The sequence below is a fragment of the Sphingopyxis sp. YR583 genome (genome assembly GCF_900108295.1).
In the GTDB taxonomy this organism is placed as follows: Bacteria; Pseudomonadota; Alphaproteobacteria; order Sphingomonadales; family Sphingomonadaceae; genus Sphingopyxis.
In genome coordinates, this window is record NZ_FNWK01000001.1 from 1,967,827 (window position 1) to 1,994,484 (window position 26,658).

Genomic DNA, 26,658 nt, shown 5'->3' on the forward strand with positions numbered 1-26,658 from the left:
TAGCGCAGCTTGATGCCTGACAGGGAAGCGACGCCTGCTGTCTCCGCGGTCTCGTCGGCCGCATCGCTTTCGACGCCGGTCGATCCGAAACCGCCTGCGCCGCGCTTGGTCTCGTCGAGCGTTTCGACTTCGGCAAAGGTCGCGCGCTGGACGGGCGCGGGGACGAGTTGCGCGATGCGGTCGCCACGTTTGATCTCGAACGGTTCGTCGCCGAGGTTCGCGAGGATCACCTTCACTTCGCCGCGATAGTCGCTGTCGATCGTCCCCGGCGTGTTGAGGCAGGTGACGCCATGTTTGAGCGCGAGGCCCGAGCGCGGGCGCACCTGCACCTCGTAACCCGCGGGGATCGCCATCGCGAAGCCGGTTGCCACCGCGTGTCGCGTCCCAGGGCGCAGCGTCAGCGTCTCGGCGGCGACGACGTCCATCCCCGCCGCACCATCGCTGGCATAGGCTGGCAGGGGCAGGCCGCCGCCGTTTGGCAGCCGCTGCAGGGCGATCTCAATCTCTTTCAAGGGGTGCGCGTTTTTCGAGCTCATCGGCGATCTTTTCCATCAATTTGCGGGCGACGGCCTGCTTGGGCAGCCGGTCCCAGCTGTCTACGCCGTCTTTGCTAACGATATGCACCCGGTTGCTTTCGCCGCCCATCGGATCGGCGGACACATCATTGGCGACGATCCAGTCGCATCCCTTGCGCGCCAGTTTTGCCTGTGCGTGCGGAATGACGTCGTTGGTTTCGGCGGCAAAGCCGACCAGCAATTTCGGGCGTTCGGGCGATTTGGCGACGCTGGCGAGAATGTCGGGATTCTCGGCGAGCGCGAGCGGCGGAACCTGTCCGCTGCCATCCTTCTTGATCTTTTGGGCTGCGGTGTCGGCGGCGCGCCAGTCGGCGACCGCGGCGACCATGATCGCGGCATCGACGGGCAGGCCCTCGGCAACCTCGGCGGCCATCTCGACCGCGGTTTCGACATCGACGCGGATCACCCCCGGCGGGGTCGGCAACGGGACGGGCCCCGCGATCAGGAGCACCTCGGCGCCCGCTTCGGCGGCGGCGGCGGCGATCGCAAAACCCTGCTTTCCGCTCGACCGGTTGGCGATGTAGCGCACCGGATCGATCGGCTCGTGCGTCGGCCCGGCGGTGATCAGGATGCGGCGCCCGAACAGCGGGCGATGGTCCGCCGGGGCAAAGTCGGGCTGGCCGGTGAGGGGCCGCACGGCAGGCGCATTGGCGAGCGCAGCGTCGATCGCGTCCTTGATCGCGGCGGGTTCGGGCAGGCGGCCAGGGCCATATTCGCCGCATGCCATCTCGCCCTCGTCGGGCTCCATCACCGTCACGCCGTCGCCGCGCAGGGTGGCGACATTGCGCCGCGTCGCGGCGTGGAGCCACATGCGGACATTCATCGCGGGGGCGGCGAGCACCGGCTTGTCGGTCGCGAGCAGCAGCGTGGTCGCGAGATCATCGGCGATCCCCGCCGCCATCTTGGCGAGCAGGTCGGCAGTGGCTGGCGTGACGACGACCAGATCGGCCTCGCGGCTGAGCTGGATATGCCCCATTTCGACCTCGTCCTTGAGGTCGAAGAGATTGGTGTAGACCTTGTTCTCGGACAGCGCGGCGAGCGTCAGCGGCGTCACAAATTGTTCGCCCGCACGCGTCATCACGCAGCGGACGACATAGCCGCCCTTGCGCAGCAGCCGGACGAGCTCGATGCTCTTGTACGCGGCGATCCCGCCGCCGATGATCAGAAGAATGCGCGGTGCGGCCATCAGTGGTGGCAGGCCCGCCCGCCAGGGGCGGCGATCGACAGGGGGTGATTCATCGCCGTCTCCTTCGCGCATCAGTTATGCGCTTCCTTGCCGCAGTTCAAGCGCAGGGCTTATACGGCAGTGGCTCGATTGGGGGCGTTTTCTCCGCGCAGCGAGCGTGCGAGCTCGGCGAGCGCCGCGGGCGCGAAGACGAGGCCGATGAACAGGGTCGGCGTCACAAGCATCGCCCAATAGAAATTGGCGGGCCGCGCAAACATCATCAACAGCATAGCATAGCCAAGCTGGATCGAGAGCGCGGCGAGCCCGAGGCGCGAGCGCCATGCCGCCCAGCCGAGAAGCGCGAGCGGGACGAGCAATGCGCCGACCCATCCGGCAAAGAAGCGAAGCAGCGACGATGCCTGGACGAACGAAAGATAGGCGATCCAGCCGCCTTGTCCGTTCCAGCCCTGACTCGCGGCGTCGGCGGGGGTCGTGACCGCAGCCAGCGCCGCGACATGCGCTGCGAGGCCCGCGGCGAAGCCGAGGCCGATCGCGAGCCATCCCGCCGCGGCGCGCCAGTCGCGGTCGATCAATGCAAAGAGCCCGAACAGCATTGCGACCGGCAAGACGGTCTCGCGGATCGCGACCGCTGCTGCGACGATGGCCATTGCGGCCCATGGGCGGGCAGGCCGATAGAGCGCCAGCGCCAATGCGATGAGCACCCCGGCTGCGACTTCGTGGATGAAGATCCATTCGCGCGCCGCAAGCTGCGTCAGGTTCGCCGCGACGAACAGCGCACCGATTGCGGCGGCACGCGGCAGGTCCGGTTCGGTTCGCAGCCGGCGATACCAGGCGGAGATCGCCGCTCCGCCGATAAGGAGTAATATGAGCTGCGCCTTTTTCTCGCCGAGCGCGGCGACGATATGGGCGAGCGTCGGCAGGCGAACGGCGACAAAGGGGCGCAGCGGATAGTCGCCGGCGCGATGTTCCGCCGCGGCCGTCGTATAATAGGATTCGCCCGCCGCGACGCGCTGCGCGATGCGGGCGTAGAGCGCATGATCGCCGACGAGGCCGTCGAAATGCGGCGAGGAGGATGTTGCGACCCTCACATGATCGCGGCCGACGTCGCTCGTCGCACCCCATGCCATCAACAAGGCGAGAAGGCCCAATATGGCCGCCGCGATGGGGCGTGAAACGCCGACGAAGCGGTTCCAGCCGGGTGCGGCGGTTGCTATTTGCGCCATGTCAGCGCCGACGACATCGCGAAATTCCAGATCGCGCCGACGACGACGCCGGCAACCCCGGCGACCCACCAGCGCTCGTCATGCCCCGCCATCCAGGTGCCGATACCGATGTTGGCGACCGCGCCCAGCGCCGAAATCGCATAGAAGCTGGCAAGGCCGCCGACGAGACGCCAGCCCTTGAGCTTGCGATCGGCATAGGTGAAGCTGTTGTTGAGGAAGAAGTTGAACGCGATTGCCGTCATCACGGCTGCGGTCTGCGCCGTGACAAAGGCGCTGCCGGTGCCGAGGATCGTGCGCAGCACGGCAAGGTGAACGAACACGCCGAGCCCGCCGACCATCAGGAATTTGAGCAGGCGGACGGGCACGAAGCGCCCGATCGTCTTGTCGGCGATCAGTTCGGCATATTCGGCGATCACGCGCGCGCCGATCTTGCTCTCGCCCGCCTCGCGCGTGCGGAACTGATAGGGGATTTCGGCAACCTTCAGCGGTGCCGGGCTCGATGCCAATATGTCGATCAATATTTTGAACCCGATCGCCGACAGGCGCGGCAGTGCGCGTTCGAAGGCGTCGCGGCGCACCGCGAAAAAGCCGCTCATCGGATCGGACACATCGGTGCCGAGCGCGATTTGTCCGGCGCGGGTCGCGAGCCGGCTCATCCGTGCGCGATCCTTGTCCCAATCGCCGATCCCGCCGCCCGCGACATAGCGCGTACCGACCGCGATATCCGCTCCGTCCGCCACGATCGCGTCGATCAGCTTCGGCAGCGCATCTTCGCTATGCTGCAGGTCGCCGTCCATCACCGCGATTACGGGCGCGGCGGTCGCCAATATACCCTCGACCACCGCCGACGACAGGCCGCGGCGGCCGACGCGCTGGACGATCCGCACATGGCGCGATCCGCGGCCGATCCGGCGCACCAGCTCGCTCGTCCCGTCGGGCGAATTGTCGTCGACGAACACGACTTCCCACCCGCGGCCCGCGAGGACGACCGACAGTTTTTCGATCAGCTTTTCGACATTGCCGGCTTCATTGAGCGTCGGCACGACGACCGCGACCTCTAGGGGAAGCGCATCGACGGGTAATATGGTGTCGGCAATCAGGGTGTCGTGGCGCATGAAACCTCGGTTTTGTCCGGATTTCATGTCCGGGGTTGGTCGAGGTCGGGTCATAATGATTTAAGGTAAATGTCCGGTAACCACAGCGCGCTTCCGGTGGACGCCGCCCGGCAAACATGCAATTTCATGTCCCGGGGGTCGCCTTCGGGCATGGGGGGCTGGATGAACAAGGCTTGTGGCAGGGCATTGTTGCTCGCGATGGCGCTTGCGCTCTCGGGGTGCGGCTATGCGAAAAAGGCGCCCGAGATGCTGCCGCCCGCACCGGGTGGGGTCGAGCCCTATGGCGCGGAGCGTGAAGCCGCCGATCGCGCCCGGCAAGAGGCGATGGCGCAGCAAGCCGCGCGCGAACAGCAATCGGCACGTTCCGAAGCCATGCGTGCCTATGAAGAAGCCAAGGCGGCCGTGGCGCAGGCGAAGAAGCAGGTCGAAGCCGCGCGCAAAGGGCATATCAATTTCCCCGACACCAGTGGCGGATCGGCGGAGCCCGCGCATATGGCCGATTCCGCTGTAGGTGCCGCAAGCGATCAGGCCACCGTCGGCAAGGTTGCCTGCCCCCAGCTCGGCGGCCTCGCAACACCGGAAGAATGCGCCAATTATTCGGGCCTGCTCGCGACGATGCAGAGCGGGGTTGCCGCCTTCGACCCGCCGCGCCGGATGGATATGGGGCGCGACTATCCGGTGAAGCTGGTGATCGGCGCGAAGGAGGTCGCGGCACAGGTTGTAGACAGCGCGACCGACGCGGGCGACGTCAAGACCGTCGATATCCGGCTCGGCTCGTGGATCTGCGCCGAACTGCTCGCGACGCAGTTCGAACTAAACGGTCCGGCGCGCCAGTGCAAGGAGCGCGGGCTGTCGCGGATGCTCTCGTTCGACTGGACCGTCTCGCCGAAACAGGATGGCAAGCTCAAGCTGGGGGTGAAGGTCGAAAGCCTCGCCGAACAGAATGGCAAGCCGCTCGACACGATCGACAGCCGCATGATCGCGGTCGATGTCGAGGCCGACGCGATCGGGCGTTTCGACATGATGGTCTCGCGGCTGACCGACAGTATCGGCGGCGTGCGCGCGATGCTGCTCGCGCTGGTCAGTGCGCTCGGCGTGCTGTCGGTGGTCGTGTGGCGCATCCGCAACCTCGGCAAGAAGCCCGAGAAGGATGCGCTCAAGGATCTGGCGTCTAGCTGATCCCGGCGGCCCACAGCGCGGCGGCGCCTGCCGCGGCGCCGGCGATCGCCGTCAACGCATAGCGCCACCAGCGCTTTTTCTCGCCCGTGTCCCACATCAGCGCGATGTCGGGCAGCGGCGGGGCGGGCGGAGCGGCACCCTTCCTCGGCAATTGTGCGTCGAGGCGGCGGATGATATCGGGGATCAGCGCCAGCGTCTTGCCCTGTTCGCGGATGCCGTCGGCGAGCGCGGCCTCGGGGCCGAGTTCGTCGCGGATCCATTCGCTGACGAAGGGGCCCGAGACGTCCCACATATTGATCTTGGGGTTGAGCATCGTCGCGACGCCCTCGACCATTACCATCGTCTTCTGGAGCAAGAGGAGGTGCGGCTGCGTCTGCATGTCGAAGTCGCGCGTGATCGCGAACAGCCCGTCGAGCATCTGCCCGACGCTGAGATCGCTCACCGGCTTGCCGCGCATCGGCTCGCCGACCGCGCGCAGCGCCGTCGCGAACTCCTCGACGCTGTGATAGGCGGGCACATATTGCGCCTCGAAATGGATTTCGGCGACGCGGCGGTAATTGCCGGTCGTCAGCCCATAGAGGATTTCGGCGAGCCAGTAGCGCGCCTGCCGGTTGATCCGGCCCATGATGCCAAAGTCCACGGCGGCGATCGTGCCGTCGGCCTTCACGAACAAATTGCCCTGGTGCATGTCGGCGTGGAAGAAACCCTCGGCAATCGCCTGCCGCAGGAAGGCGTTGACGAGGTTCGCCGACAATGTCTCCATGTCGTGTCCGGCGGCGATCAGCTGGTCGCGGCGCGAGATCTTGATGCCGTCGATCCAGTCGAGCGTCATCACGCGCGATGCCGTGCGGTCCCAGTCGATTGCGGGGACTTCATAAGTGGGCACGCCAACCATCGCGTCGCGCAGTTCGGATGCAGAGGCCGCCTCGCGGCGGAGGTCGAGTTCGCGCAGCGTCCAGCGGCGGAAATTGGCGATGACCTCGCGCGGGCGCAGCCGCGTCGCTTCGCCGCCGAGTGCCTCAAGGTGCGCGGCTGCCCATTCATAGGTGTCGATGTCGCGTGCGAATTGCTTGTCGATGCCGGGGCGGCGGACCTTCACCGCGACCTTGCGGCCGTCGGTCGTGACCGCGCGGTGGACCTGTGCGATCGAAGCCGAACCGACGGGTTCGGGATCGAATTCGCTGTAGAGGCTTTCGAGCGGGACTTCGAAGGTCGCCTCGATTTCCTGTTTGATACGCTCGAACGCGACGGGCGCGAGCGCATCCTGCAGCGTCAGCAGATTATGCGCCGCTTCCTCGCCGACGAGGTCGGGGCGCGTCGCGAGTGTCTGGCCGAGCTTGACCGCGGCGGGGCCGATCGCCTGGAACGCCGCGGCATAGTCGGGCACCTTCGGCTGGATCGTGCCGAGCCGCGCGAGCCGGCACAGCCGCTTGACGCCGGGCGGGGTCTGCGGCGCACTCTCGATCCCGCGCAGCGCCCCGTGGCGCGCAAGGATGCGCCCCCACTTCAGCAGGCGGGCGATATGGGTGACGGGTCGGGTCAAGCTTTCCACCCGCTGTGGATCGCGACGAGACCGCCGAGGATCGGTTCGACCTTGACCGCGGTAAAGCCCGCCTCACGGATCATCCGCGCAAATTCGGGCATCGGCGGGAAGCGGCGAATCGATTCGATCAGGTAACGATAGCTGTCCTCGTCGTCGGCGATCAGCTTGCCGAGCTTGGGGACGAGGTGGTGCGAATAGGCATCATAGGCCTGCGCGAAACCCGGCCATTCGTTGGTCGAGAATTCGAGGCAGAAGAAGCGCCCGCCATAGCGCAACACGCGGTGTGCTTCCTTGAGCGCCGCCGGGATGTCGGTGACGTTGCGGATGCCGAAGGCGATCGTATAGGCGTCGAAAAACTGGTCGGGGAAGCTGAGTTTCTCGGCATTTTGTTCGGACCAGACGAGGCTGTCGATGCCGCGTTCGGCGGCGCGTTCGACGCCGACGCCGAGCATGTCGGGGTTGATGTCGGCGACGGTGATGCTGGCGCCGAACCGCTCCATGCGAAAGGCGATGTCACCGGTGCCGCCCGCCATGTCGAGGATCGTTTCGCCTTCGCGCGGCTTCACGCGGCGCACGAAGCGATCTTTCCACAGCCGGTGCATGCCGCCCGACATCGCATCGTTCATAATGTCGTATTTGCGCGCGACGCGGCTGAACACCTCGCCGACCATCGCGGTCTTCTCGCCCGCGGGAACCTGTTCATAGCCGAAGCTGACGGTGTCGGGAGTGGCCATGGAGTGCGCGCCTTTTGCGGGGGAGAGGTAAAGTCGAACGGCCTTTAGCGGGGCCTTGCCGCCCGCGCAAATGGCGCGTAGCCCGACAGACGATATGCCCGAATTGCCCGAAGTCGAAACCACCGTCCGCGGCCTTACCCCTTTCCTCGAAGGGCAGCGCCTGACTGCGGTCACCACTTTCCGTCCCGACCTGCGCCGGCCGTTTCCCGCCGATCTGGCGCAGCGGCTGACCGGCGCGACGGTCACGCGGCTTTCGCGCCGTGCCAAATATGGCGTGATCTCGACCGACCGCGACGATCATATGATCTTTCACCTCGGCATGTCGGGGCGCTGGCGGACCGAAGGCGGCGAGGCGGGCAAGCACGATCATCTGCTGCTCGAAACCGGGGCGGGGCACCGACTTTTCCTTCACGATCCGCGGCGCTTCGGGTCGGTCGATCTGGTGAGCGGCGATCCGCTGACGCTGTTCCCCGCGTTCGTGACGCTCGGCCCGGAGCCCCTGTCCGAGGCGTTCGACGCAGCCTATCTGGCCAAGGCGCTCGCCGGACGGCGCGCCCCGATCAAGGCGATGCTGCTCGACCAGACGGTCGTCGCGGGGCTCGGCAATATCTACGTCTGCGAGGCGCTCAACATGGCGCGCATTTCGCCGACGAAGCCCGCCGCCGACGTGTCCAGGGCGAAGCTCGCGGTGCTGGTGCCCGCGATCAAGGAGGTGCTGATTGCGGCAATCGCTGCGGGTGGTTCGACCTTGCGCGACTTTCTCAGCCCCGAGGGCGACCTTGGTTATTTTGCCAAGGACTGGCGCGTCTATGGCCGCGAGGGCGAGGCGTGCGAATGCGGCGGGACGATCGCGCGCATCGTGCAATCGGGTCGCTCGACCTTTTATTGCCCGAAATGCCAGCGGTAATGCGGGTGATTGCCCGCAAAGCCATTGACCAAATCGCCCTTCGCCGCTATGCGCGCACCCTTCGAGCAGGGTCCGGTCGTCCGGAACCGGCCGCATCCGGACATTGATTCGCTGCAATTCGCGCGATTCGGCTGCTCCGCTGAGGCTGTGCTCCGACCATGTAGACCGTTTGAAAGATTAGAGGAATTTATGGCCAATACGCCGCAGGCAAAGAAGCGCATCCGCCGCAACACCGCGCGCACCATCGTGAACAAGAATCGCGTTTCGCGCATTCGCACGCTGGTGAAGAAGGTCGAGAATGCCGTCGCCGCTGGTGACAAGGACGCTGCTGCTACCGCGCTGAAGGCAGCGCAGCCTGAAATGGCGCGCGGCGTTGCCAAGGGCGTGCTCCACAAGAACACTGTGGCCCGCAAGTTCTCGCGCCTGACCAAGAGCGTCAACGCGATCGCCTGATCCGGCTTGTCCCGAAAGGGAACAAAAAGGACCCGCTGGCTTCATGCCCGCGGGTCCTTTTTTGCGTCCGATATTGTGACAGCGCGATGGCAATAGTGTTGCAGCGCGGTAAGTGACGGAATTACTGCGATTCGTTGTTTAGTCATCCGAATGCAACAATTAAGCTATTGAAAATACGTGATAAAATGACGTTTCGGCGCGATTCCGGCGCCCCGGATGAGTCAAGATTTTTATTTCAGTATTTTTACATGCCGTGCCCTTGATCGACTCGGCGCGGCCTGACTAGACAGGGTGCGTCGTCGGCCTTCGCCGGTGGCCGCCACATCGACATGATTCGCGACTTCCCGGGCTGCATTGCCCCGGACAGTATGCCTGCGCCCGGCGCGGGCGACGAATCGGCGCGTGGGGGCCGCCCGATCGTTTGGTGACGAGGGGACCTGAGGGGGCGGCACAGCGTGACAGAGAGCGGCAATTGGCATGGGCATAACGCAAAGGGTGGAGCAGTGAGCGGCGATGCCGCAACGCTCTGGCCGCGCGTGGCCGAAGGGCTGCGCCGCGACCTCGGCGTGCGCACCTTCGACCATTGGCTGAAGCCGGTGCGCTTTGCCGATTATTGTTCGCTCTCGGGCGTGGTGACGCTCGAAACCGTCAGCCGTTTCTCCGCGAATTGGATCAACGAACGCTTCGGCGACCGGCTCGAACTCGCATGGCGCCAGCAACTGCCCGCAGTGCGCAGCGTCATGGTGCGCGGCGGTGCCGCCGCGGAAGACCGCGCCGCAAGCCTTGCCGCCTCGCCGCTACCGAGCTTCGATACGCCCGCGCCGGCGGTGCCTGCCGCCAACCCCGCGCTGCTCGGTTTCGATCCGCGCCTGTCGTTCGATCGTTTTGTCGTCGCGCGTAGTAACATCCTTGCCGCCAACGCCGCGCGCCGCATGGCGATGGTCGAGGCGCCGCAGTTCAACCCGCTCTACCTTTGCTCGGGCACCGGACAGGGCAAGACGCACCTGCTCCAGGCGATCGCGCAGGATTATGCCGCGACGCACCCGACCGCGAACATCATCCTGATGTCGGCCGAAAAGTTCATGCTCGAATTCGTCGGCGCGATGCGCGGCGGCGACATGATGGCGTTCAAGGCGCGGCTGCGCGCCGCCGACCTGTTGCTGCTCGACGATCTCCAGTTTGTGATCGGCAAGAATTCGACGCAGGAAGAACTGCTCCACACGATCGACGACCTGATGACTGCGGGCAAGCGCCTCGTCGTCACCGCCGACCGCCCGCCCGCGATGCTCGACGGGGTCGAGGCACGGTTGCTGTCGCGCCTGTCGGGCGGGCTCGTCGCCGATATCGAGGCGCCCGAGGATGACCTGCGCGAACGCATCATCCGCCAGCGGCTCGCCGCAATGCCGATGGTCGATGTACCCGACAATGTCGTCGCCTATCTGGTCAAGCATTTCACGCGCAACATTCGCGAACTCGAAGGCGCGCTCAACAAGCTGCTCGCCTATGCAGCACTAACGGGCACAACGGTCGACCTGACGCTTGCCGAAGACCGGCTCGCCGAAAATGTCCGTACCGCGCGTCCGCGCATCACGATCGACGAGATCCAGCGCGCGGTCTGCGCCCACTACCGCCTCGACAAGTCCGAAATGGCGTCGAAGCGCCGCGTTCGTGCCGTCGCGCGCCCGCGTCAGGTCGCGATGTACCTGGCAAAGGAACTGACGCCGCGGTCCTACCCCGAGATCGGGCGCCGCTTCGGCGGACGCGATCATTCGACGGTGATCCACGCGGTGCGCACGGTCGAGGCGCTGCGCATCGCCGACAGTGAGCTCGACGCCGAAATCGCCGCGATCCGGCGCGCGCTCAACAGCTGATCCACAGCATTATACGGGGGTTATCCCCCAAGATATCCACATGTCGCGCTTCGCAAGGTAACGACACTGGACAAGCCCGCGCTGCTCTGGTGAAGCGCGGTCATGGCCGAGGTCAAACTGCATCCCGACTGGCTCGCGCGCATCGGCGGCGAGTTCAAACAGCCCTATATGGCGGCGCTGAAGCAATTTCTTGCGGACGAGCGCGCAAGGGGGAAGGCGATCTTTCCGCGCCCGCGCGACTGGTTCGCCGCGCTCGATGCAACGCCGCCGCAGGATGTGCGCGTCGTCATCCTCGGGCAGGATCCCTATCACGGGCCGGGGCAGGCGCACGGGCTCTGTTTCTCGGTGCAGCCCGGCGTGCGCACGCCGCCGAGCCTCGTCAACATCTACAAGGAAATGCAGAGCGACCTTGGCATCCCCCGTGCTTCGCATGGCTATCTTAAATCCTGGGCCGAGCAGGGGGTGCTGCTGCTCAACAATTGCCTGACGGTCGAGAGCGGCATGGCGGCCTCGCATCAGGGCAAGGGTTGGGAGAAGTTCACCGATGCGGTGGTTGCGACAGTTGCCGCCGACCCGGCGCCCAAGGTCTTCATCCTGTGGGGCAGCCATGCGCAGAAGAAAGCCGCGAATGTCGCGGGGCTGGGCGCGGGGAGTCCGCACCTGATCCTGCGTGCGCCGCACCCGTCGCCTTTGTCGGCGCATAACGGCTTTTTCGGGTCGCGGCCGTTCAGTCAGGCGAATGCGTTTCTGGAAGCGCAGGGACGCGGGCCGATCGACTGGCGTCTGCCCGATGCGGTGGACGTCGCCGCCGCATGAGCCTGCTGGCCGATCCGTTGACGCTGATCGTGGTTGCCGCCGCGGTGATCCTGCTCGGGCTTGCCAAGGGTGGCCTGTCGGGCGTCGGGGCGCTTGCGACGCCGCTCGTCGCACTGGTGCTGCCGCCGACGATCGCCGCGGCGCTGCTGCTCCCCATCCTGATCGTGCAGGATGTCGTCAGCGTCTGGTCGTTCCGCAAGACGTGGGACGGCTGGGTGATCGCGTGGATGCTGCCCGGCGCTGCCGTCGGCATCGCGGCGGGATATCTCTATGCCGAGCGCGTCGACGAGGCGAAGCTGATGGCGGCGCTGGGCGCGATCACATTGGCGTTCGGGCTTTACCGGCTGTGGGTCGAGCGCGGCGGGCGTGTCGTTGCCGCATCGACCTCGCCGGGCTGGGTCGGCAGCCTGTTCGGGGTCGCGACGGGCTTTACCAGCCAGATCGCGCATGCCGGCGGGCCGCCGTTCCAGATGTGGGTGACGCCGCGTCGCCTGCCGCACCTTGTCTTCGTGGGCACGAGTTCGATCCTGTTCGCCGCGATCAACTGGATGAAGGTGCCCGCCTATATCGCGCTCGGCGCCTTTCCGCATGAGGTGCTTGTCGCCGCGCTGCTGCTGATGCCGCTGGCGATCGGCTCGACGCTGCTCACCGTGCGCTGGCTGAAGCGCATCGATGGCGCCCGTTTCTATGTTATCATCTATCTGTTGATGGTCCTGCTCGGCGCCAAGCTGGTGTGGGACGGCTTGGCGGGCTGACGCGGGAGGCGGATCGATGGTGCGGGCAGTGTGGAACGGCGCGGTGATCGCCGACAGCGACGATACGGTCGTGGTTGAGGGCAATCATTATTTCCCGCGCGATGCCGTCGACGCGGGCGTGCTGTCGGACAGCGCGACGACGAGCATCTGCCCGTGGAAGGGGCTGGCGCATTATCATCATGTCACCGCCCGAGGCCAAGTGAACAAGGACGCCGCCTGGTATTATCCCGACCCCAAGGAGGCGGCCGAGGCGATCAGGGATCGCATCGCTTTCTGGAAAGGCGTCGAGGTCGGCTGACCCTTTGCCCATGACGAATGCCATCCAGATTCTTGTCGATGCCGACGCCTGTCCGGTGAAGGACGAAATCTATCGTGTCGCATGGCGGCACGAGGTGGCGGTGAAGGTCGTGAGCAACAGCCGGCTGCGCGTGCCCGAGCATCCGCTGATCGAGCGGGTCGTGGTGTCGGACGGATTCGACGCCGCCGACGACTGGATCGCCGAGGCGGCGAATGCGCGGTCGATCGTCGTCACCGCCGACATATTGCTCGCCGACCGGGCGCTGAAGGCGGGCGCGACCGTGCTCGGCCCGAACGGCAAGCCTTTCACCATGGCGTCGATCGGCCCCGCGATCGCGACGCGCGCGATCATGGCCGACCTGCGATCGGGAATGAGCGATGGAATGGGCGGCCCGCCGCCCTTTTCGAAGGCCGACCGCTCATCATTCCTGCAGGCGCTGGATGGCGCTTTGGTCCGGCTGAAGCGCGGGTAGAATTTTCTTTTCGATGTTTTGCGAAATTTATCCGCGCGAGTGATGCGGACTGCGCCGATTCGGGCGCTAGTTCCCCGCGCGGCGGTGCATGACGAAGGCGAGCAACAGCACCGCGGTGATCACGCCGACAACCATGCCCGCGGTCGTGGTGACCATCGTGATCGAGCCGGCCGGATCGTTCGAATTCCATGCTCCGCTGCGGGTCCGCTCGATCATCCACCAGGCACCCGCGACGACGATCAGGTCGAGCAGGATCAGCCCCAGCAAGGCGCGCGTCGATTTCTTCATGATATTCCTCCCCCATTATCTTTCTGTTCGCGAGCGTAACAGGATATCGGGCCGAGGCTATGGGAGAAATCGCGGGGCGGCTTGACCGCACGGTGCGGCCGCGACATCTTTGGCGCATGTCCCGGCTTTATACGAGCTTCGCCGAATTCTGGCCCTTTTACCTGCGCGAGCACAGCAAGGCGTCGACACGCGCGCTGCATTATATCGGCACGAGCCTTGTCGTGCTGATCGCGATCGCAGCGGTCCTTTCGGGTCGCTGGGGCTGGCTGATCGCCTTGCCGGTGGCGGGCTATTTCTTTGCCTGGGTCGCGCATTTCGGGGTCGAGAAGAACCGGCCGGCAACCTTTACCTATCCGCTTTGGAGCCTTGCCGCCGATTTCAAAATGTGGGGGCTGTGGCTGACGGGGCGGCTGGGCCCCGAACTCGACCGCGCCGGGGTCGCCCGGCCGCCGGTCTGAGGACCGGTTTTTCTCCAAAGCGTCGAACGGCTTGAGATGATGGCATTTTGCGCGCATCGTCGCAGTGGGTCGCACCACGCAGATGGGGAGAAGCTTATGCGTAAGGGTGTGAACGGAGCGATCGTTGCGGGTCTGGGCGTCCTGTTGCTCGCCGGTTGTGACGGCGGAGCGAAGGATGAGGCCGCCGAAAAGGGCGAGGCGAAGATCGCCGCGAGCGGCTGGGATGCGAGCGACGCCTGCGCTTTGCTCGACAAGGCGGCGGTCGGCGCAGCGCTGGGCGACACGGTGACCGAAACCAGCCTTGCGTTCGTCAACAAGGCCGAAGGCGCCAACGCTGCGACATCCGAATGCACTTATCGCCTCGCGGGCGGGAGCAGCGCGACGCTGATGGCGCGCCGGTCGCCGATCGCCGACAATAGCGACGCCGCGATCCGGCAGACGCGCGAGACGACCGAAAAGACCATGGCGGCCTTTTCGGACAAGAAGATCGTGGATGTCGCGGGCTTGGGCAAGGCCGCGTTCTTCGTACCGGGAATCAATCAGATGAATGTCTTCCTCGACGACAGCCGCTTTGTGATCCTGACGATCGGCAGCGCGCCGGACGCGACCGCAAAGGACGTTGCGGTGGAGCTGGTCGGGAAGATCCGGACATAGCGGGCAGGCGAAGGCCGGGAAAATCGATCAGACTGACCTAAAGGTCTATCTAGCACTTATTGCGAACCATTCTTAATTTGGACGGGTTCGCATTTGCTGGAGACGGGCCATGCCCACCGATCTGATCAAGACCTTCACCTATCTCTCGATCCATCTGACGATCGGGTTCAGCGTCGCCTATGTGATGACCGGGTCGGTCGCGCTGGCGGGCGGGATCGCGATTATCGAGCCCTGTATCAATGCCGTCGCATTCTTCTTCCATGAAAAGGCCTGGAAGCGCGTCGGCGCGCGGCGCGGCCTCGCCTGACCGAAGGATGGGGATCACCATACTTTTGTCGGGATAGTCCGGCGGTCGTCATGGTGTAGAAACACGCAAGAGACTCAACCCGGCAAGGAGACAGAAGCATGACCACCAATCGCGCATCGGCCCGTTACGAAGGTTTCGGCAAGGACGGCAAGGGAGCGATCACGACCAAATCGGGCGTCCTGAACGCGCAGCCCTATGGTTTCGGCACGCGCTTCGAGGGCCAGCCGGGGACGAACCCCGAGGAACTGATCGCCGCGGCGCACGCAGCCTGCTTCACCATGGCGCTGTCGTTCGGCCTGGCACGCGCGGGCTATAGCGGGGACACGCTGGAAACGAGCGCGGTGGTGACGCTCGATCAGGTCGACGGCGGTTTCCAGATCACCAAATCGGCGCTGACGCTGGTGGGCAAGGTACCGGGGATCGGCGCCGACGAGTTTGCTGCGATCGCCGCCGAGGCCGAGAAGAATTGCCCGGTGTCGAAGCTGCTCAACTGCGAGATCACGCTCGAGCACAGCCTCGAGGCTTAGGCCGCGCGGAGCAGCGGCGCGGGCAATTCGTCGGTCATGAAGGCGAAACTGCCCTGCGCCGGCGCTTCGAGCGTCCAGCGTTGCAGCACGCGGTGGCGGCGATGGCCGACATGGCTTTCGATCAGGACGAGCTCGCGCGGGGTCCATCGCCAGACCGTCGGGACGGGGTCGAAGTCGCACGCGCCATAGCCGAGCGTGATGTGCGGCCGTAACCCTGACTTGCGGTGCATCGGTTCGATGCCCTGCGTGTCGAGACGCGCGACGATGCGCTCATAGAGATGGCGCAGCCCGCCGACGTGCCCGACGGTGACGAGTTCGGCGCCCGCGTCCCGGCTCACAATACGACCGAAGGGAATATGGCTCGCGGCGGGGAGCCCCGATGCAAAGGCTGCCGCGACCCGCTTGTGCAGGAACGGCTGTTGCTCGTCGGTTTCGGCGATCGTGCAGAGCGTCAGATGGTAATGTTGCGGCTTGAGTCCCGCGAACAGGTCACCTGAAACGGGCGGCAACTGGCGCGCGAGCCAGCCGGCGCGGTCGGCCGCCACCTGAAAACCCAGAAAATAACGGAACATCGGGTCCATCGTCCATTCCTCCGAATCGGATCAATGTTCCTATTATGTTCTCATGTCGGGCGAGAGTCGAATCCTATCCGGCCCAGAGCGCGAAATGGTGGGGTCGCGGCAATCAGTTCTTTTCGGCGGCGCAGTCGCCCTTGCGCTTTTCTTCCTTGCCTCCCGCGAGGAACCAGCGCGATTCGTTCGTCATCGCGGGATCGTTGACATAGCAGACGTCGGTCGCGCCGGTCGCGGGATCGACAAGCACGGTCCATTGATGCTCGCCGCATTTATGCTGCTGGCACGCCCAGGACGCGACCTTGCCGTCGATCATTTCGATGGGCGCCGAGGGGCCGGCGGTGGCGGTGATTGCGGTGCGCACGCGCGCGTCGGTCACAGTCGCCGCGATGCCTGCCTTGACGAGCGGATGGTCGCCGAAGGCGACGCCGTCGACCTTGTCGAACGGATATTTGCCGACATAGGCGGACAGATCGGGCGCGCCTGCCTTGGCTGGCGCGGCGGTCGCCGGGGCCTTGGCGGGGGCCGCATCGGTCGTGGTCGCTGCCGTCTTGCTATCCGGTGTCGGTGCGGCCGGCGCCTTTTCGGAGCCGCAGGCCGAGAGTGTCAGCGCGGCACCGCCGATCAGCAAGGCTGCGGCGAAGGGCGAACGGGAAAAGCGCATGACATATCTGCTGCGGCAAGGATGGTGCGACTATCGGCGTAACGCGGCGCCAAGGCAATCGGCCGCATGTCAGGAGGGCGGGCTGTCCGCGACCGCCATCCGTGTGACGTGGATATAGCTTGCCTGCCAGCTGTCGCCGTGCCGCCGGAAGATGTCGGTGAAACGGATGCGAACGCGGAACGACTTGCCCGCCGAACGGCCCGACAATATCGCCTCTGCGCTGGCGAGGCCGCCGTCCCTGCCAAACGGCAGGATGATACGATCGGTCAGCGTGACCGGGTCATAATCGTCGTCGGCCCCGGTCCAGCCGGCGATGAAAGCGGCTTTGCCCAAGCGTTTGCCGCTGCCGTCGATGAAGACGAGGTCGTCGGCGACCATGGTTTCGAGCGCGTCGCCGTCCTGCGCGATCTGCGCCGCGTCGAACGCGTCGGCGAAGGCGCGGAGGCTTGCGGTCTCGTTTTCGGGCGCCTCGGCGGTGGCGGGTGCCGCCATGCCGAAAGCCAGCATTGCCGCTATCGTTCCACGCATGGCGTCCCTTTCCGTCGCTGTCGGGCCCCGATCACTGCGCCGGGCGACAATCCTTCAGCCAGATGATATGCTTATATTCGTCGAAATCCTCGATCGTTCCGGTCAGCTTGATGCCCTTGTCGGGTTTGAGCTGGAGCGAATAGGCCGCCTGTCCCGGCGCCATATAGCAGACGATGTCGGTCTTGAACGGCGCCTGATTGGGCAGGCGGATCGCCTGTTCCCAGGGGTTGGGAACCTTGTAACCGACACGGAAATCCTTGCCGTCCTTGGTCACATATTCGACCGAACCGTCGATCGTGAACTGCTTGCCCTTATAGCGTGTCAGCACGCCCGCGGCGTTGCGTTCGGTATCCTTCGACACCTGCTGCGAAAAGCCGAGCGCGCTGATCTTGACCGGCGCGGCGGCGACGGTGGTCGCGACCGCGCCCTTCTTTGCCGCAGCGGCACCCGCCTTGCCGCCCTGAATCTGGTTCAGGATGCCGCACATTTCGGCCTTCGCGGGATCGCTGCCAACCGTCTGGCCGGCGCGCAGCTTGGCTTCCATCACGACGGTACCGATGCCGCCGGTCTGCGTCGCGGTGATCTGGATCGGAAAGGCGCGCGCACCGCCGGTCATCGGCTGTTCGATCAGCATCGAGCCATATTCGGCCTCGTCGGCCATGATGTCGTAACCCTTGGCGGCGACGAGCCCGCGCATCTGGCCGATCGCGACGGCGGGCGGCAGGTCGGCGACGGTCACCGCGGCGGTGAAGCGCAGCCCGGTGATGGCATTGCCCTTTTTGACGAAGGCCTCTTCGCAGGTGGCGGCGTTGGCGGTGCCCGCGGCGAAGAGGATGGTTGCCGGCGCGAGCGCGGCGGCGAGGCGGATAGCGAAGTTGGTGCGCATGGAGGCTCCTGGAAGATTATATGGTCTGCGACCTTATCTTGTCGGTCAGGTCTGCCGCAGCAAGGGGGCGTCCGCAATGGCTAAGTTACCAAGATGATAGCGCTTTGCGAGGCCAGCGGATTCTATCGATCCGCGCTTGACCTCAACCGGGCTTGAGCTTTCATAAGGGCCGGACAGTTGATTCGCGAACGGAGCTTTTGTCCATGCTGCACTACCCCGCCACGCCCTCGTCCGATGCTTTCGATATGGATGACGATGCGCCCGCCGCGGCCTTGCTGCCGCGCTATCTGGCGCGGATCGGCTATCGCGGCCCGGTGGCGCCGACGCTGGAGGTGCTGGCAGCCTTGCAGGCGGCGCACATCGCGACGATCCCGTTCGAGGCGATCGACGCGCTGACCGGCGCGGGGATCGATATCGGTGCCGATGCGGTCGACGCCAAGCTGATCAGACAGCGCCGGGGCGGCTATTGCTTCGAACAGAATGGCCTGTTCCTGCGCGTGCTGCGTGCGATCGGGTTCGAAGCCGAAGGGCTGCTCGGCCGCGTCCGCTGGATGCTGCCCGACGATGCGCCGCCGACGCCGCGCACGCATATGGTCGTTCGCGTGTCGATCGATGGGCGGCGCTGGCTGACCGATGTGGGCTTCGGCGCGGCGGTGCCGCCGCAGCCGCTGGCGCTGGACGACGAAGAGGCGCAGCCGACGCGGCATGAAAGCTATCGTATCGTCCGGCAGGGCGCCGAATGGCAGGTTGCCCTGTCGGTCGAGGGCGAATGGCGGACATTGTACCGGATCGAGGATACGCCGCCCCCGGCAATCGATTACGAGATCGGCAACTGGTACACGTCGGCGCACCCCGATTCGCATTTCCGTCACCAGCTGATCGCCGCGCGCACGACCGCCGAGGCGCGTTATGGCCTGCGCGACAACCGCCTGACGGTGCGACTGGCCGACGGGCGCATCGACCGGCGTTATCTGGTCGCCGACGAGATCGCGCGCGTCCTGTCGGAGATCTTCCTGCTGCCCGTCCGGCCGCACTGGCGTGCCGCGATCGAGCGCGCCGCAACCGCCGAGATCGTCGGATAACCGCACGGCGGCTTGACTCGCCGTCGCCATGGCTTTCTCATGCTCCGACAAGAAAATAGCAGGAGCGGAACGCCATGGCCGGGGTTGCAACGCAGCAGGTTTTCGAGCGGCTGAAGGTCGCGCCGCTGACGCCGTCGATCGGCGCCGAGATTTCGGGCATCGACCTCACGCAGGAGCAGGACGACGCGACGATCGCCGAAGTCCGCGCCGCGCTGCTCGCGTACAAGGTGATCTTCTTTCGCGACCAGTTCATCACGCCCGAACAGCATATCGCCTTTGCACGGCGCTTCGGACCGCTCGAAATCCATCCCGCGACGCCGAGGGACCAGCCCAACCCCGAGGTGCTGCATATCGCGCACGGACCCGATTCGCGCGGGCGCGAGAATGAATGGCATTCGGACGTCACCTGGCGCGCCGAACCGTCGCTGGGGTCGATCCTGCGCGCGATCGAGGTGCCCGAGGTCGGCGGCGACACGCTGTTCGCTGACATGGCGGCGGCGTTCCGGGGCCTGTCGCCCGCGATGCAGGACTGGTGCCGCTCGCTGAGCGCGGTTCACGATATCGCGCGCGTCTTTGCCAAAAGACTGGGCAAGAGCATCGAGGAACTGCACGAACAATATCCGCCGCAGCTCCACCCCGTGGTGCGCACACATCCTGAAACGGGCGAGCCGGCGCTGTATGTCAACACCGCCTTCACCAGCCATATCGAGGGCGTGTCGGCAAAGGAGAGCGAATGGCTGCTCGCGCATCTTTACGCGCAGGCGGCGGTGCCCGAGATCCAGTGCCGCTTTCGCTGGCGCGCCGGGTCGATCGCGTTCTGGGACAATCGCGCGGGGCAGCATTATGCGGCGTCTGACTATTTCCCCGCGGTGCGGCGGATGGAACGGGTGACGATCGCCGGCGACCGCCCCTTCTATCGCGACGAACGCTGAGCGCTGCGTGACCGAAACCGGACCCGTGCTGCTGTCGGGCGGCAATCCGCAGATTGCCAAAGGCTATGGCGACACGCCGGTGCAGGCCTATATCGCGGCGATGCCGGGGTGGAAGTCGGCCGTGTGGGCGCGGCTCGATACGCTGATCGAAAGGACGGTTCCGGGGGTCGCCAAGGCGGTCAAATGGAACTCGCCACTCTATGGCCCGCCGGGGCAACCCGATGAGCCGACGCACTGGTTCCTGAGCATCCATTGCTTCGACCGCTATATCAAGGTCGCCTTCTTTCGCGGCCAGTCGCTGACACCCGTGCCGCCGGTCGCGTCGAAAAGCGGCGACACGCGCTATTTCCACATCCATGAAGACGACAAGGTCGACGAGGCGGCGTTCGCGGACTGGGTGAAACAGGCGGCGGCGCTGCCGGGCGAGAAGATGTGAGGAGGACGGGATGGCAGCGGATCTGATCGACGCGAAGATCGCGGGGCTCGGCGACTGGCGCGGCGCGACGCTGGCCCGGCTGCGCGCGCTGATCCACGCTGCCGACCCGGAGGTCGAGGAGACGGTGAAGTGGCAGAAGCCGACCAATCCCGCGGGCGTCCCGGTGTGGGAGCATGCCGGTATCCTCTGCACCGGCGAGACCTATAAGGACAAGGTCAAGCTGACCTTTGCCAAGGGCGCAGCGCTTGCCGATCCCGCCCGGCTGTTCAATTCGAGCCTCGACGGCAACGCGCGCCGCGCGATCGACCTGTTCGAGGGCGATATGGTCGACGAAGCGGCTTTCAGGGCATTGGTGCGTGCGGCGGTCGAGGCCAATCTCGAAAAGTCGGCGCGTCCGAAGAAAGGATGAGCGGCGACGGGGCCGCGGCGGCGGCGCTGCTCGACGCGATCGAGGCCGGAAATCGCGACCGCGAGGGGTGGACGCCGGCGATTTCGCGCGACAGCGCGGCGGCGATCCTCGACACATTGGTCTGGCTCTATGGTGCCCGGTCGGGGTCGGCGGCGAGCATCTATGCTGCCGATGCGTTGGGTAAGGCGGTCGATGCCGTCCGGGGACCGGCGGTCAGACCCGGCGCTTAGTCGCAGCCCATGCCTTCCTTGCGCGCGGCCCATGCGATCGCGCCGTCGATCATGCGCATATGGACCGGGTCGGACCACGCCTCAGCCTTGTGCCCGAGCGCGGAGTAGAAGATCCGCGCCCGGCCTTCGCAGCGCCACCAGATCAGCGCATGGTCGCCCATTTGCAGCTTCGGATCGAGCCGCATCGTCTTCTCGTCGAGCCGGGCAAGGATGTGCGCGTCGGCCCCGGGCGCGGCGTCCCAGCTATAATATTCGTCGGTCCACGGCCAGATCGCGGGCAGGTGGCGCGTCGCGGGATGGTTGCGGCGCTCGACGGTCAGGTTCGTCCGCTGGAACTGGTCGGCCCCGCCCGGATGGCCGGTAAAATTGCCGTTGCCGCGCATCCTGACGAACCAGTCGGGGTGGCTGCCGTCGCCCGCACTGTGGAGGCCGACGAAACCGCCGCCTTTGGCGATCCACGCCTGAAATGCCTCGCGCTGCGCGGTGGTGGTGATGTCGCCGCTGGCGTTGGCGAAGACGATGACGTCGAATTTGGCGAGCTGTTCGGGGTTGAACACCGCAGCATTTTCGGTCGCGAAGCTGCTCCAGCCGCGCCTGGCGACCAGCGCTTCGATCGCCGGCACCGCCTGTTCGATGCTGTCGTGGCGATAGCCGTTGGTCTTGCTGACGATCAGCACCGCAGGGCGGGCGAGCACGGGCAGCTCGGGCGCCACGCTGTCGAAGGTCGGCGCCGGGCGGCGGGGGTCGGGTGCGGCGGCGGGGGCCTGCAGCGCGAGCAGCAGCGCGGCGGCGAGCGTGAGCTTCACTTCGTCGCCTCGCGCGGTTTCATGTGCCACATCGCGTTGACGATCACCCAGCGCTCGCCGAATTTGCCCATATGGAAATAATCGACGAACCACGGCGTTTCGACGCGCACCGCCGCGGCGTCGCCCGCGACGTCGAGGATGCGGCACGAGCGGTTCCATTGATCGCGCGGCGTCTTGAGCGCCCCGCGCTTCGTCAGGTCGACCAGCTCCTCGCGGCTCATGCGCTGCAGGCCGAGCCGCTCGTCGGGGGTGTCGCCGAGCACGCGGCGCTTGGCGAGGTCGGGGTGGAGCGCGCGTTTGACGCGCTCGGTGTCGCCTTCGAGCTGGCCGTCGACATAGTCGAAGCAGGTCGCCTCGATCGCCGAGAGGTCGGCGGGGGATGCGGCTGGCGCGGGCGTTGCGGTCGCAGCGGCGAGGGTGAGCAGGGTGGTCAGCATCGAAACTCCCGGTCAGGACGGCAAGAGGATGTGCTACATGCGCTACATTTGTAGCGCGACTTTGGCAAGCCGCCGTTCGATCGCGGCGGCGTCGGTCACGTCAATATTCGTTTCGTGTCGTGCGCAGCGCCGCCTTGCCGTCCTTCCAGTTCACCTCGGCGGCGGGTTCGTCGGCTTTGCCGGGGGCGAAGAGCTCATAGACGATCGTGCCGTCCTCCTGCGTGCTTTCGATGACGCGCGCCGGGGTGAAGGCATCGGCGGCGGCGCGTACCGGGGCGGGCGCGCTGGTCCAGGCGATGTCGCGCTGCATTTCGACGACGCGGTATTTTCCGTCCTCCTCGATCAGATCGAGTTCGACCGCGCTGCCGTCGGGGCGCGTCCCCTCGACGTCAAAGAAGATCTTGCCGTCGCGTTCCTTGCGCTCGGCCTCGGCGATCGTCATGCCGGGGACGCGGGCGAGCACCGCGTCGCGGACGCCGGCGGGCAGGTCGGTCGCGGCGAGCTTGCTGATGTCGGCCTTGGGCCCATCGGCGAGCACCGACTTTTCGGGTGCCGTGGGTGCCTTGGCATCGCCGCAGCCGGCGAGCGCCAGCATCGCACCCATCATCAGCCCAGCCTGTCCGCGCATCGTCATTCTCCCGATATTACCAAGGACCGCCAGCCTATCGGCGCCGTCCGGCCAAGTCGAGCCGCGTGCGGTTCGCGCTTGCCTGTTCGCGGCGGACTGATAGGCAGGGCGTGGGTCGATGGAGGGAATATGTTTCGATCGATCCGTGCGCCGTTCGCCGCGCTTGCCTTGACGCTCAGCCTGTCCGCAACCATCCCCGCGCTCGCCCAGACCGGCGGCACCGTCGCCGAGGTCAGGGGCTTGCCCGCGACCGAGTGGGAGGCGGGATATGCAAAGCCGCTCGATTTTCCGCCTGCTCACCGAATGGGCGCCGGTGAAGGATCCGAAGAACCCCAGCCTCTATCGCAAATATATCGGCGAGGATGAGGCGAAGCTGGTGATCCGCCACCTGCGCCGCGACGGCAAGCTCGACGGAGGCGAGATCGACTTGCTCGAGGAGTTCGCCTTTCCCAAGGACCGCGTGATCCAGCTCACCCGCCTCGGCGCCGACGGCAAACCAGACAAGGCGAGCCGGACCGCGGTGACGACCCCGCCGGGGATGATGCAGAGCTTCGCCCGCGAACTGGTCGCGATGTGGCAGACCGAGTGGGAGAAGCCGGAGGCGGCGGGCTGGCCGACATTGGTCGGCATCTATGCCCGCGACCCGAAGAAGGCCGAACTGCTGGACAAACGCGTGCGCGCGGCGGGGCAGGCGATGCTGACCGAAAAATGGCGGCAGTCGAACGCGGGCAATCGTTGGGCGCCGTTCCGCGACACGATCCGCCTGTACAGCGATGCGACGCTCAAGCTGCCGCAGCCGTAATGGCCCAAGGGAAAACAGCTTTTGTACGACGCGGCGGCGGACACCGACCGCCATTATGGCGACGCGATCCAGGACTTTCTCTACAATTGGCTGAAACCGGCGGGTTAGCGCCGGGCAGGCTGAGCGGGGCGAGGGCATGCGAAACGGGATCGATGGCGCGACATTCGGCCGATGCTCTGGTAAACTCGCGCCTCGGGCTGTCGGCATCGGTCGTGCGAAGATCGGGAGGGGCAAGGCGAGATGGTGGAGAGTTTTGGCGCACTGGTCGGGTGGGAACATCATGATGCGGGCGACCGCATCATGCTCCGGATCGAAAGCGTGCAGTCGTCGGAAGCGGCAAAAAGGCACGACCCCGACCTGTTCCGTTTCGTTATGACCAAGCAGCAAGCGGCCATATTGGGCAATTATCTGGTCCGGATTTCCGGCCAGTCCCCGATCGTTCCGAAAAAGCGCGGCTGGTTCCGTCGTCGCTTCGGCTGACGGGCGTCCGGGGCGGCTTAGGCCAATCCGCGCGGTCGTTCATTACCTGCCTCTACTTCGTCACCCCGGATCAAGTCTAACGAGCCACGTGTCTCGTTAGAGGGTGACGGTAGTGGGTGACGCAATCGCTCAGCCCGCAACCTCGCGCAGTCGCCAGCGGCCATGTTCGACATGGGTGGTCTTGCCGACGATGCTTTCGGTCAGGATGATCTCGTCGACCATCCAGCCGATCGGCGGCAATTTCAGCGCGTTCAATGTCTGCGAACCCAGCCGGTCGCCGCGATAGTTGATCGTGATATGCGGTTCGGGGGTGGTGCCGTCCATGATCGGCGCCTTTGCGGCGAGCAGATGGTTCACCAGCGCCTTCTGGAACGCCCGCGCCCCGGCCAGCGGATCGCGGGTGCGCAAAGTCACCGCCTTGCGGTTCTCGATCCGGTCGAAGGCGAGCGGAAAGGGCGCCGCGACGAAGCCGTCCAGCGCGGCGATGGTCGCGGGCAGCCACTCGGGCGGCACATGGTGCAGGTCGTAGAGCGAGATGAGCGTGACGTGGAGGAGGTCGGGGCCGCGCCCGGGGTCGTTGCGCGGCAGCGCGGCGATCTGCGCCTGAACCTCGGGCGGCGGCTTGGCCATGATGTAGAGCGGGTTCCGGGCGCGCATGGGTGGGAGTGTAGCATGGTGTTGGTGCGACGCCATCGGCGCCGCACCCCCTGTTTTTTACAGCCGCTTGCAGTGGTCACAGAGCGGATGACCGCCAGTGCCGCTGCGGCGATTGTAGCTTTCGATGTTGTTGCCCTCGGTGCACTTGTTGTCGTTGTGATGGACACGCGTGCCGGGCTTGATCGAGTGATATGCGGCAACCTTCATCTTATTTTACCTTTCGAACATTCATCGTTGCGATCGATGAAGGCCGAACGAAGTCAGGTTGGGGCGCGGGTGAATAAGCGTGATCACGTGCGGTTTTCCACAGCCTGCAAACATCTTACCCACCGGTCCTTCCCCTGAAATCGTCGGACTTCAGGTTGACCCAAGTGGCGATGCATGCGAGCAGGCAACTGCTAGGTAGGCCCGAGTGCATCGTCACTCAGCTTGCTAGGGGGTCATCCTTTGGGGTGGCCCCCATTTGATTCGCCCTTCGCTTGTTGCTCCGCCTTACTGCGAGACTCGCAGGTACGGCTTCGCGAATCCTGCATAGGCACTCTTAATCGCGAGTGCAACCCCATTTCGGTTCTCCGGACAGCATTTGTGTGTTATTCTGTGCCAAGTCGTGGAATCGGAGGCAGGAATGGCGGATGAATCGATCCGAGAACTTTTATCTAAACTACTGAAAAGACGTGATGAGTTGCGTTTGGAGTCCGAGGCACTCGAAAAATTGATTGAGACTTATCGGCAGCTGTCCATGCTAGACAAGGAGCAGGATTTGCCGCAGCTCGATCTGTGGAAGGGGAGCCGCTCGCGGCGTGGTCGTTCTGCCTATGTCGCCGAAATGATGGCTGCAGCGAGACGTCAAATTTTGTCAGAAGGGCGGCCGCTGACCCGAAGCGAGCTTCTTCAGCGCTTGGAGGCGGAGGGCTACGTCATAGACGGGAGCGACAAGTCAAAAGTGCTGGGCACAAACCTTTGGCGGTCAAGGCAGTTCCAGCACATTGATAAAAGAGGATATTGGCCGGTAGACACGCCAATTCCTAGAAAATTGGGTCGTACTTAATAGCGGGGACGAAAAATTCCTGTGATAGGCTGAGAAATCCCTGCGCCCAATTAGGAAGCAGAACTGTTATGGAAAAAATCCTACTGTCCGTAATTAGCGCGCTGATAGGATTCGCGCTCTCGCAGTCTTTTAACTTAATAAGCTATCTCAGAAGGCCAAAGTTTAGGGTAAAGCTTTGGAGCGATGGAGTGTTGTCATCCTACACTGGAGACCCTCCGGAGACGCCATGGGAAATAGAATTGGGATTCTATCTCGAAAATTACGGAAAAAATCCTGCTAAGAATATCAGAATATTTGTTTCAGATATGAAAGGAAGCGGCAAATCAGATGAGGATTTGGAGCTTACCTCAATCGAGTTATTAGAGCTAAAGCGTCCTATCGATCTTGTACCGTCAAGCGAATGTGTTGAAGTCAAATTAGGTACTATAAGCTCCGATAGATGTACGCTTGCTCTGAATCTGCATAGCGCTCCAGACGAGAAGGCGCTGGACTTTATAGCGGCTGACACTCGCGGTAAAATTCGATTTTCTGCCAAATTTTATGTCAGCTGCGATGAAAAAAACTCCTTCAAATCTTTCATTTTGGACTTCCGGCCCGACAAAAACGATTGGGCCTCAGCTCTCCTAGAGGATTACACAGAGGAACACCTAACCAGCGTCACGTGGCCAAAATTTTGAGGTTGCGGCGATATGATCGCGCC

Annotated in this window: 36 protein-coding genes and 1 pseudogene; 21 read left to right on the top strand and 16 right to left on the bottom strand. The window is 64.9% G+C overall.

The window, feature by feature from the left end; all coding sequences use genetic code 11:
- Positions 1-74: 74 nt before the first annotated feature.
- From dut to BLW56_RS09045, 4 genes and pseudogenes are all read right to left on the bottom strand, one after another.
- Positions 75-536, bottom strand: a pseudogene (gene dut, locus BLW56_RS09030) (dUTP diphosphatase); the annotation flags it as partial.
- The gene (gene coaBC, locus BLW56_RS09035) at positions 499-1,761 is read right to left on the bottom strand and encodes a bifunctional phosphopantothenoylcysteine decarboxylase/phosphopantothenate--cysteine ligase CoaBC (RefSeq protein WP_093510192.1); all 1,263 of its coding nucleotides are present in this window, start codon (positions 1,759-1,761) and stop codon (positions 499-501) included. The gene coaBC and the pseudogene dut, both read right to left, overlap by 38 nt.
- Before the next feature lie 110 nt (positions 1,762-1,871).
- Positions 1,872-2,984 (bottom strand): hypothetical protein, encoded by a 1,113-nt coding sequence (locus BLW56_RS09040; RefSeq protein ID WP_093510193.1) that lies wholly within the window; start codon positions 2,982-2,984, stop codon positions 1,872-1,874.
- Entirely contained in the window at positions 2,972-4,099 is a 1,128-nt protein-coding gene (locus tag BLW56_RS09045; protein ID WP_093510194.1) for a glycosyltransferase family 2 protein, read from the bottom strand. Before BLW56_RS09045 ends, BLW56_RS09040 begins: the two co-directional genes overlap by 13 nt.
- A 162-nt stretch (positions 4,100-4,261) precedes the next feature.
- Here BLW56_RS09045 and BLW56_RS09050 point away from each other — a divergent pair, with 162 nt between their 5' ends.
- Positions 4,262-5,278 carry a hypothetical protein gene (locus BLW56_RS09050; RefSeq protein ID WP_143043418.1) on the top strand — a complete coding sequence of 339 codons (1,017 nt, stop codon included), beginning with the start codon at positions 4,262-4,264 and terminating at the stop codon, positions 5,276-5,278.
- Here the strand turns inward: BLW56_RS09050 and ubiB are convergent.
- Both ubiB and BLW56_RS09060 read right to left on the bottom strand, forming a co-directional pair.
- On the bottom strand, positions 5,271-6,821 hold the full coding sequence (gene ubiB / locus BLW56_RS09055; protein WP_093510881.1) for a 2-polyprenylphenol 6-hydroxylase: 1,551 nt from the start codon (positions 6,819-6,821) through the stop codon (positions 5,271-5,273). The two genes, BLW56_RS09050 and ubiB, sit on opposite strands and share 8 nt — an antisense overlap.
- Positions 6,818-7,555 (bottom strand): class I SAM-dependent methyltransferase, encoded by a 738-nt coding sequence (locus BLW56_RS09060; protein WP_062185391.1) that lies wholly within the window; start codon positions 7,553-7,555, stop codon positions 6,818-6,820. Before BLW56_RS09060 ends, ubiB begins: the two co-directional genes overlap by 4 nt.
- 94 nt (positions 7,556-7,649) lie before the next feature.
- On the opposite strand from BLW56_RS09060, the gene mutM reads away from it, so the two are divergent.
- The 7 genes from mutM (at position 7,650) to BLW56_RS09095 (ending at position 13,127) form a co-directional block, all read left to right on the top strand.
- Positions 7,650-8,462: a bifunctional DNA-formamidopyrimidine glycosylase/DNA-(apurinic or apyrimidinic site) lyase gene (gene mutM / locus BLW56_RS09065; protein ID WP_093510882.1), complete on the top strand. Its 813-nt coding sequence runs from the start codon at positions 7,650-7,652 to the stop codon at positions 8,460-8,462.
- A 189-nt stretch (positions 8,463-8,651) separates the two neighbouring features.
- On the top strand, positions 8,652-8,915 hold the full coding sequence (gene rpsT, locus BLW56_RS09070) for a 30S ribosomal protein S20 (RefSeq protein ID WP_093510196.1): 264 nt from the start codon (positions 8,652-8,654) through the stop codon (positions 8,913-8,915).
- Between the two features lie 503 nt (positions 8,916-9,418).
- Complete coding sequence (gene dnaA, locus BLW56_RS09075; RefSeq protein WP_093510197.1) at positions 9,419-10,786, top strand: chromosomal replication initiator protein DnaA; 1,368 nt, start codon at positions 9,419-9,421, stop codon at positions 10,784-10,786.
- A 102-nt stretch (positions 10,787-10,888) separates the two neighbouring features.
- The gene (gene ung, locus BLW56_RS09080) at positions 10,889-11,602 is read left to right on the top strand and encodes a uracil-DNA glycosylase (protein ID WP_093510198.1); all 714 of its coding nucleotides are present in this window, start codon (positions 10,889-10,891) and stop codon (positions 11,600-11,602) included.
- Positions 11,599-12,357, top strand: a complete 759-nt coding sequence (locus BLW56_RS09085) for a sulfite exporter TauE/SafE family protein (protein WP_093510199.1) — start codon at positions 11,599-11,601, stop codon at positions 12,355-12,357. The genes ung and BLW56_RS09085 overlap by 4 nt, the downstream gene beginning before the upstream one ends.
- 16 nt (positions 12,358-12,373) lie before the next feature.
- Positions 12,374-12,655, top strand: coding sequence for a DUF427 domain-containing protein (locus BLW56_RS09090; protein WP_093510200.1), 282 nt, complete (start codon positions 12,374-12,376; stop codon positions 12,653-12,655).
- A gap of 10 nt (positions 12,656-12,665) precedes the next feature.
- Positions 12,666-13,127, top strand: a complete 462-nt coding sequence (locus tag BLW56_RS09095) for a YaiI/YqxD family protein (protein WP_177175891.1) — start codon at positions 12,666-12,668, stop codon at positions 13,125-13,127.
- A 66-nt stretch (positions 13,128-13,193) separates the two neighbouring features.
- Here the strand turns inward: BLW56_RS09095 and BLW56_RS09100 are convergent, their stop codons facing one another.
- On the bottom strand, positions 13,194-13,415 hold the full coding sequence (locus tag BLW56_RS09100) for a hypothetical protein (protein ID WP_093510201.1): 222 nt from the start codon (positions 13,413-13,415) through the stop codon (positions 13,194-13,196).
- A 116-nt stretch (positions 13,416-13,531) separates the two neighbouring features.
- On the opposite strand from BLW56_RS09100, the gene BLW56_RS09105 reads away from it, so the two are divergent.
- The 4 genes from BLW56_RS09105 to BLW56_RS09120 all read left to right on the top strand — a co-directional run bounded on the left by BLW56_RS09105 (position 13,532) and on the right by BLW56_RS09120 (position 15,361).
- Complete coding sequence (locus tag BLW56_RS09105; protein WP_093510884.1) at positions 13,532-13,873, top strand: DUF962 domain-containing protein; 342 nt, start codon at positions 13,532-13,534, stop codon at positions 13,871-13,873.
- A gap of 96 nt (positions 13,874-13,969) precedes the next feature.
- Entirely contained in the window at positions 13,970-14,527 is a 558-nt protein-coding gene (locus BLW56_RS09110) for a hypothetical protein (RefSeq protein WP_093510202.1), read from the top strand.
- Positions 14,528-14,636: 109 nt separating this feature from the next.
- Entirely contained in the window at positions 14,637-14,834 is a 198-nt protein-coding gene (locus BLW56_RS09115) for a DUF2061 domain-containing protein (RefSeq protein WP_093510203.1), read from the top strand.
- A 98-nt stretch (positions 14,835-14,932) separates the two neighbouring features.
- Positions 14,933-15,361, top strand: a complete 429-nt coding sequence (locus BLW56_RS09120; protein ID WP_093510204.1) for an OsmC family protein — start codon at positions 14,933-14,935, stop codon at positions 15,359-15,361.
- On the opposite strand, the gene BLW56_RS09125 is transcribed toward BLW56_RS09120, so the two are convergent.
- The 4 genes from BLW56_RS09125 to BLW56_RS09140 form a co-directional block, all read right to left on the bottom strand.
- The gene (locus BLW56_RS09125; protein WP_093510205.1) at positions 15,358-15,942 is read right to left on the bottom strand and encodes a 2'-5' RNA ligase family protein; all 585 of its coding nucleotides are present in this window, start codon (positions 15,940-15,942) and stop codon (positions 15,358-15,360) included. The genes BLW56_RS09120 and BLW56_RS09125 overlap by 4 nt on opposite strands.
- 103 nt (positions 15,943-16,045) lie before the next feature.
- Positions 16,046-16,597, bottom strand: coding sequence for a hypothetical protein (locus tag BLW56_RS09130; RefSeq protein WP_093510206.1), 552 nt, complete (start codon positions 16,595-16,597; stop codon positions 16,046-16,048).
- A gap of 69 nt (positions 16,598-16,666) precedes the next feature.
- Positions 16,667-17,125: a nuclear transport factor 2 family protein gene (locus BLW56_RS09135; RefSeq protein WP_093510207.1), complete on the bottom strand. Its 459-nt coding sequence runs from the start codon at positions 17,123-17,125 to the stop codon at positions 16,667-16,669.
- Positions 17,126-17,156: 31 nt separating this feature from the next.
- Positions 17,157-18,011 (bottom strand): hypothetical protein, encoded by an 855-nt coding sequence (locus BLW56_RS09140; protein ID WP_093510208.1) that lies wholly within the window; start codon positions 18,009-18,011, stop codon positions 17,157-17,159.
- Positions 18,012-18,214: 203 nt separating this feature from the next.
- On the opposite strand from BLW56_RS09140, the gene BLW56_RS09145 reads away from it, so the two are divergent.
- The 5 genes from BLW56_RS09145 to BLW56_RS09165 all read left to right on the top strand — a co-directional run bounded on the left by BLW56_RS09145 (position 18,215) and on the right by BLW56_RS09165 (position 21,100).
- Positions 18,215-19,093 (top strand): arylamine N-acetyltransferase family protein, encoded by an 879-nt coding sequence (locus tag BLW56_RS09145; RefSeq protein WP_093510209.1) that lies wholly within the window; start codon positions 18,215-18,217, stop codon positions 19,091-19,093.
- 74 nt (positions 19,094-19,167) lie between these two features.
- Positions 19,168-20,025: a TauD/TfdA dioxygenase family protein gene (locus BLW56_RS09150; protein ID WP_093510210.1), complete on the top strand. Its 858-nt coding sequence runs from the start codon at positions 19,168-19,170 to the stop codon at positions 20,023-20,025.
- A gap of 7 nt (positions 20,026-20,032) precedes the next feature.
- Complete coding sequence (locus tag BLW56_RS09155) at positions 20,033-20,461, top strand: DUF1801 domain-containing protein (protein WP_256203364.1); 429 nt, start codon at positions 20,033-20,035, stop codon at positions 20,459-20,461.
- Positions 20,462-20,471: 10 nt separating this feature from the next.
- Positions 20,472-20,870 carry a DUF1801 domain-containing protein gene (locus tag BLW56_RS09160; protein WP_093510211.1) on the top strand — a complete coding sequence of 133 codons (399 nt, stop codon included), beginning with the start codon at positions 20,472-20,474 and terminating at the stop codon, positions 20,868-20,870.
- Entirely contained in the window at positions 20,867-21,100 is a 234-nt protein-coding gene (locus BLW56_RS09165; RefSeq protein ID WP_093510212.1) for a hypothetical protein, read from the top strand. The genes BLW56_RS09160 and BLW56_RS09165 overlap by 4 nt, the downstream gene beginning before the upstream one ends.
- On the opposite strand, the gene BLW56_RS09170 is transcribed toward BLW56_RS09165, so the two are convergent.
- From BLW56_RS09170 to BLW56_RS09180, 3 genes are all read right to left on the bottom strand, one after another.
- Positions 21,097-21,936, bottom strand: coding sequence for a ThuA domain-containing protein (locus tag BLW56_RS09170; RefSeq protein WP_177175892.1), 840 nt, complete (start codon positions 21,934-21,936; stop codon positions 21,097-21,099). The two genes, BLW56_RS09165 and BLW56_RS09170, sit on opposite strands and share 4 nt — an antisense overlap.
- Positions 21,903-22,343 (bottom strand): nuclear transport factor 2 family protein, encoded by a 441-nt coding sequence (locus BLW56_RS09175; protein ID WP_093510214.1) that lies wholly within the window; start codon positions 22,341-22,343, stop codon positions 21,903-21,905. Before BLW56_RS09175 ends, BLW56_RS09170 begins: the two co-directional genes overlap by 34 nt.
- A gap of 100 nt (positions 22,344-22,443) precedes the next feature.
- Positions 22,444-22,971: a hypothetical protein gene (locus BLW56_RS09180; protein ID WP_218140500.1), complete on the bottom strand. Its 528-nt coding sequence runs from the start codon at positions 22,969-22,971 to the stop codon at positions 22,444-22,446.
- A gap of 268 nt (positions 22,972-23,239) precedes the next feature.
- On the opposite strand from BLW56_RS09180, the gene BLW56_RS09185 reads away from it, so the two are divergent.
- Both BLW56_RS09185 and BLW56_RS09190 read left to right on the top strand, forming a co-directional pair.
- Positions 23,240-23,773 (top strand): hypothetical protein, encoded by a 534-nt coding sequence (locus BLW56_RS09185; RefSeq protein ID WP_093510215.1) that lies wholly within the window; start codon positions 23,240-23,242, stop codon positions 23,771-23,773.
- A 240-nt stretch (positions 23,774-24,013) separates the two neighbouring features.
- Complete coding sequence (locus BLW56_RS09190) at positions 24,014-24,253, top strand: hypothetical protein (protein ID WP_093510216.1); 240 nt, start codon at positions 24,014-24,016, stop codon at positions 24,251-24,253.
- A gap of 129 nt (positions 24,254-24,382) precedes the next feature.
- On the opposite strand, the gene BLW56_RS09195 is transcribed toward BLW56_RS09190, so the two are convergent.
- Positions 24,383-24,910 carry a 2'-5' RNA ligase family protein gene (locus BLW56_RS09195; RefSeq protein ID WP_177175893.1) on the bottom strand — a complete coding sequence of 176 codons (528 nt, stop codon included), beginning with the start codon at positions 24,908-24,910 and terminating at the stop codon, positions 24,383-24,385.
- 57 nt (positions 24,911-24,967) lie between these two features.
- Entirely contained in the window at positions 24,968-25,117 is a 150-nt protein-coding gene (locus tag BLW56_RS20625; RefSeq protein WP_177175894.1) for a hypothetical protein, read from the bottom strand.
- A gap of 418 nt (positions 25,118-25,535) precedes the next feature.
- Between BLW56_RS20625 and BLW56_RS09200 the strand changes: the two genes are divergently transcribed.
- Both BLW56_RS09200 and BLW56_RS20380 read left to right on the top strand, forming a co-directional pair.
- Positions 25,536-25,958: a hypothetical protein gene (locus BLW56_RS09200; RefSeq protein WP_054732584.1), complete on the top strand. Its 423-nt coding sequence runs from the start codon at positions 25,536-25,538 to the stop codon at positions 25,956-25,958.
- Positions 25,959-26,026: 68 nt separating this feature from the next.
- Positions 26,027-26,635 (top strand): hypothetical protein, encoded by a 609-nt coding sequence (locus BLW56_RS20380; RefSeq protein ID WP_143043419.1) that lies wholly within the window; start codon positions 26,027-26,029, stop codon positions 26,633-26,635.
- Positions 26,636-26,658 lie beyond the last annotated feature (23 nt).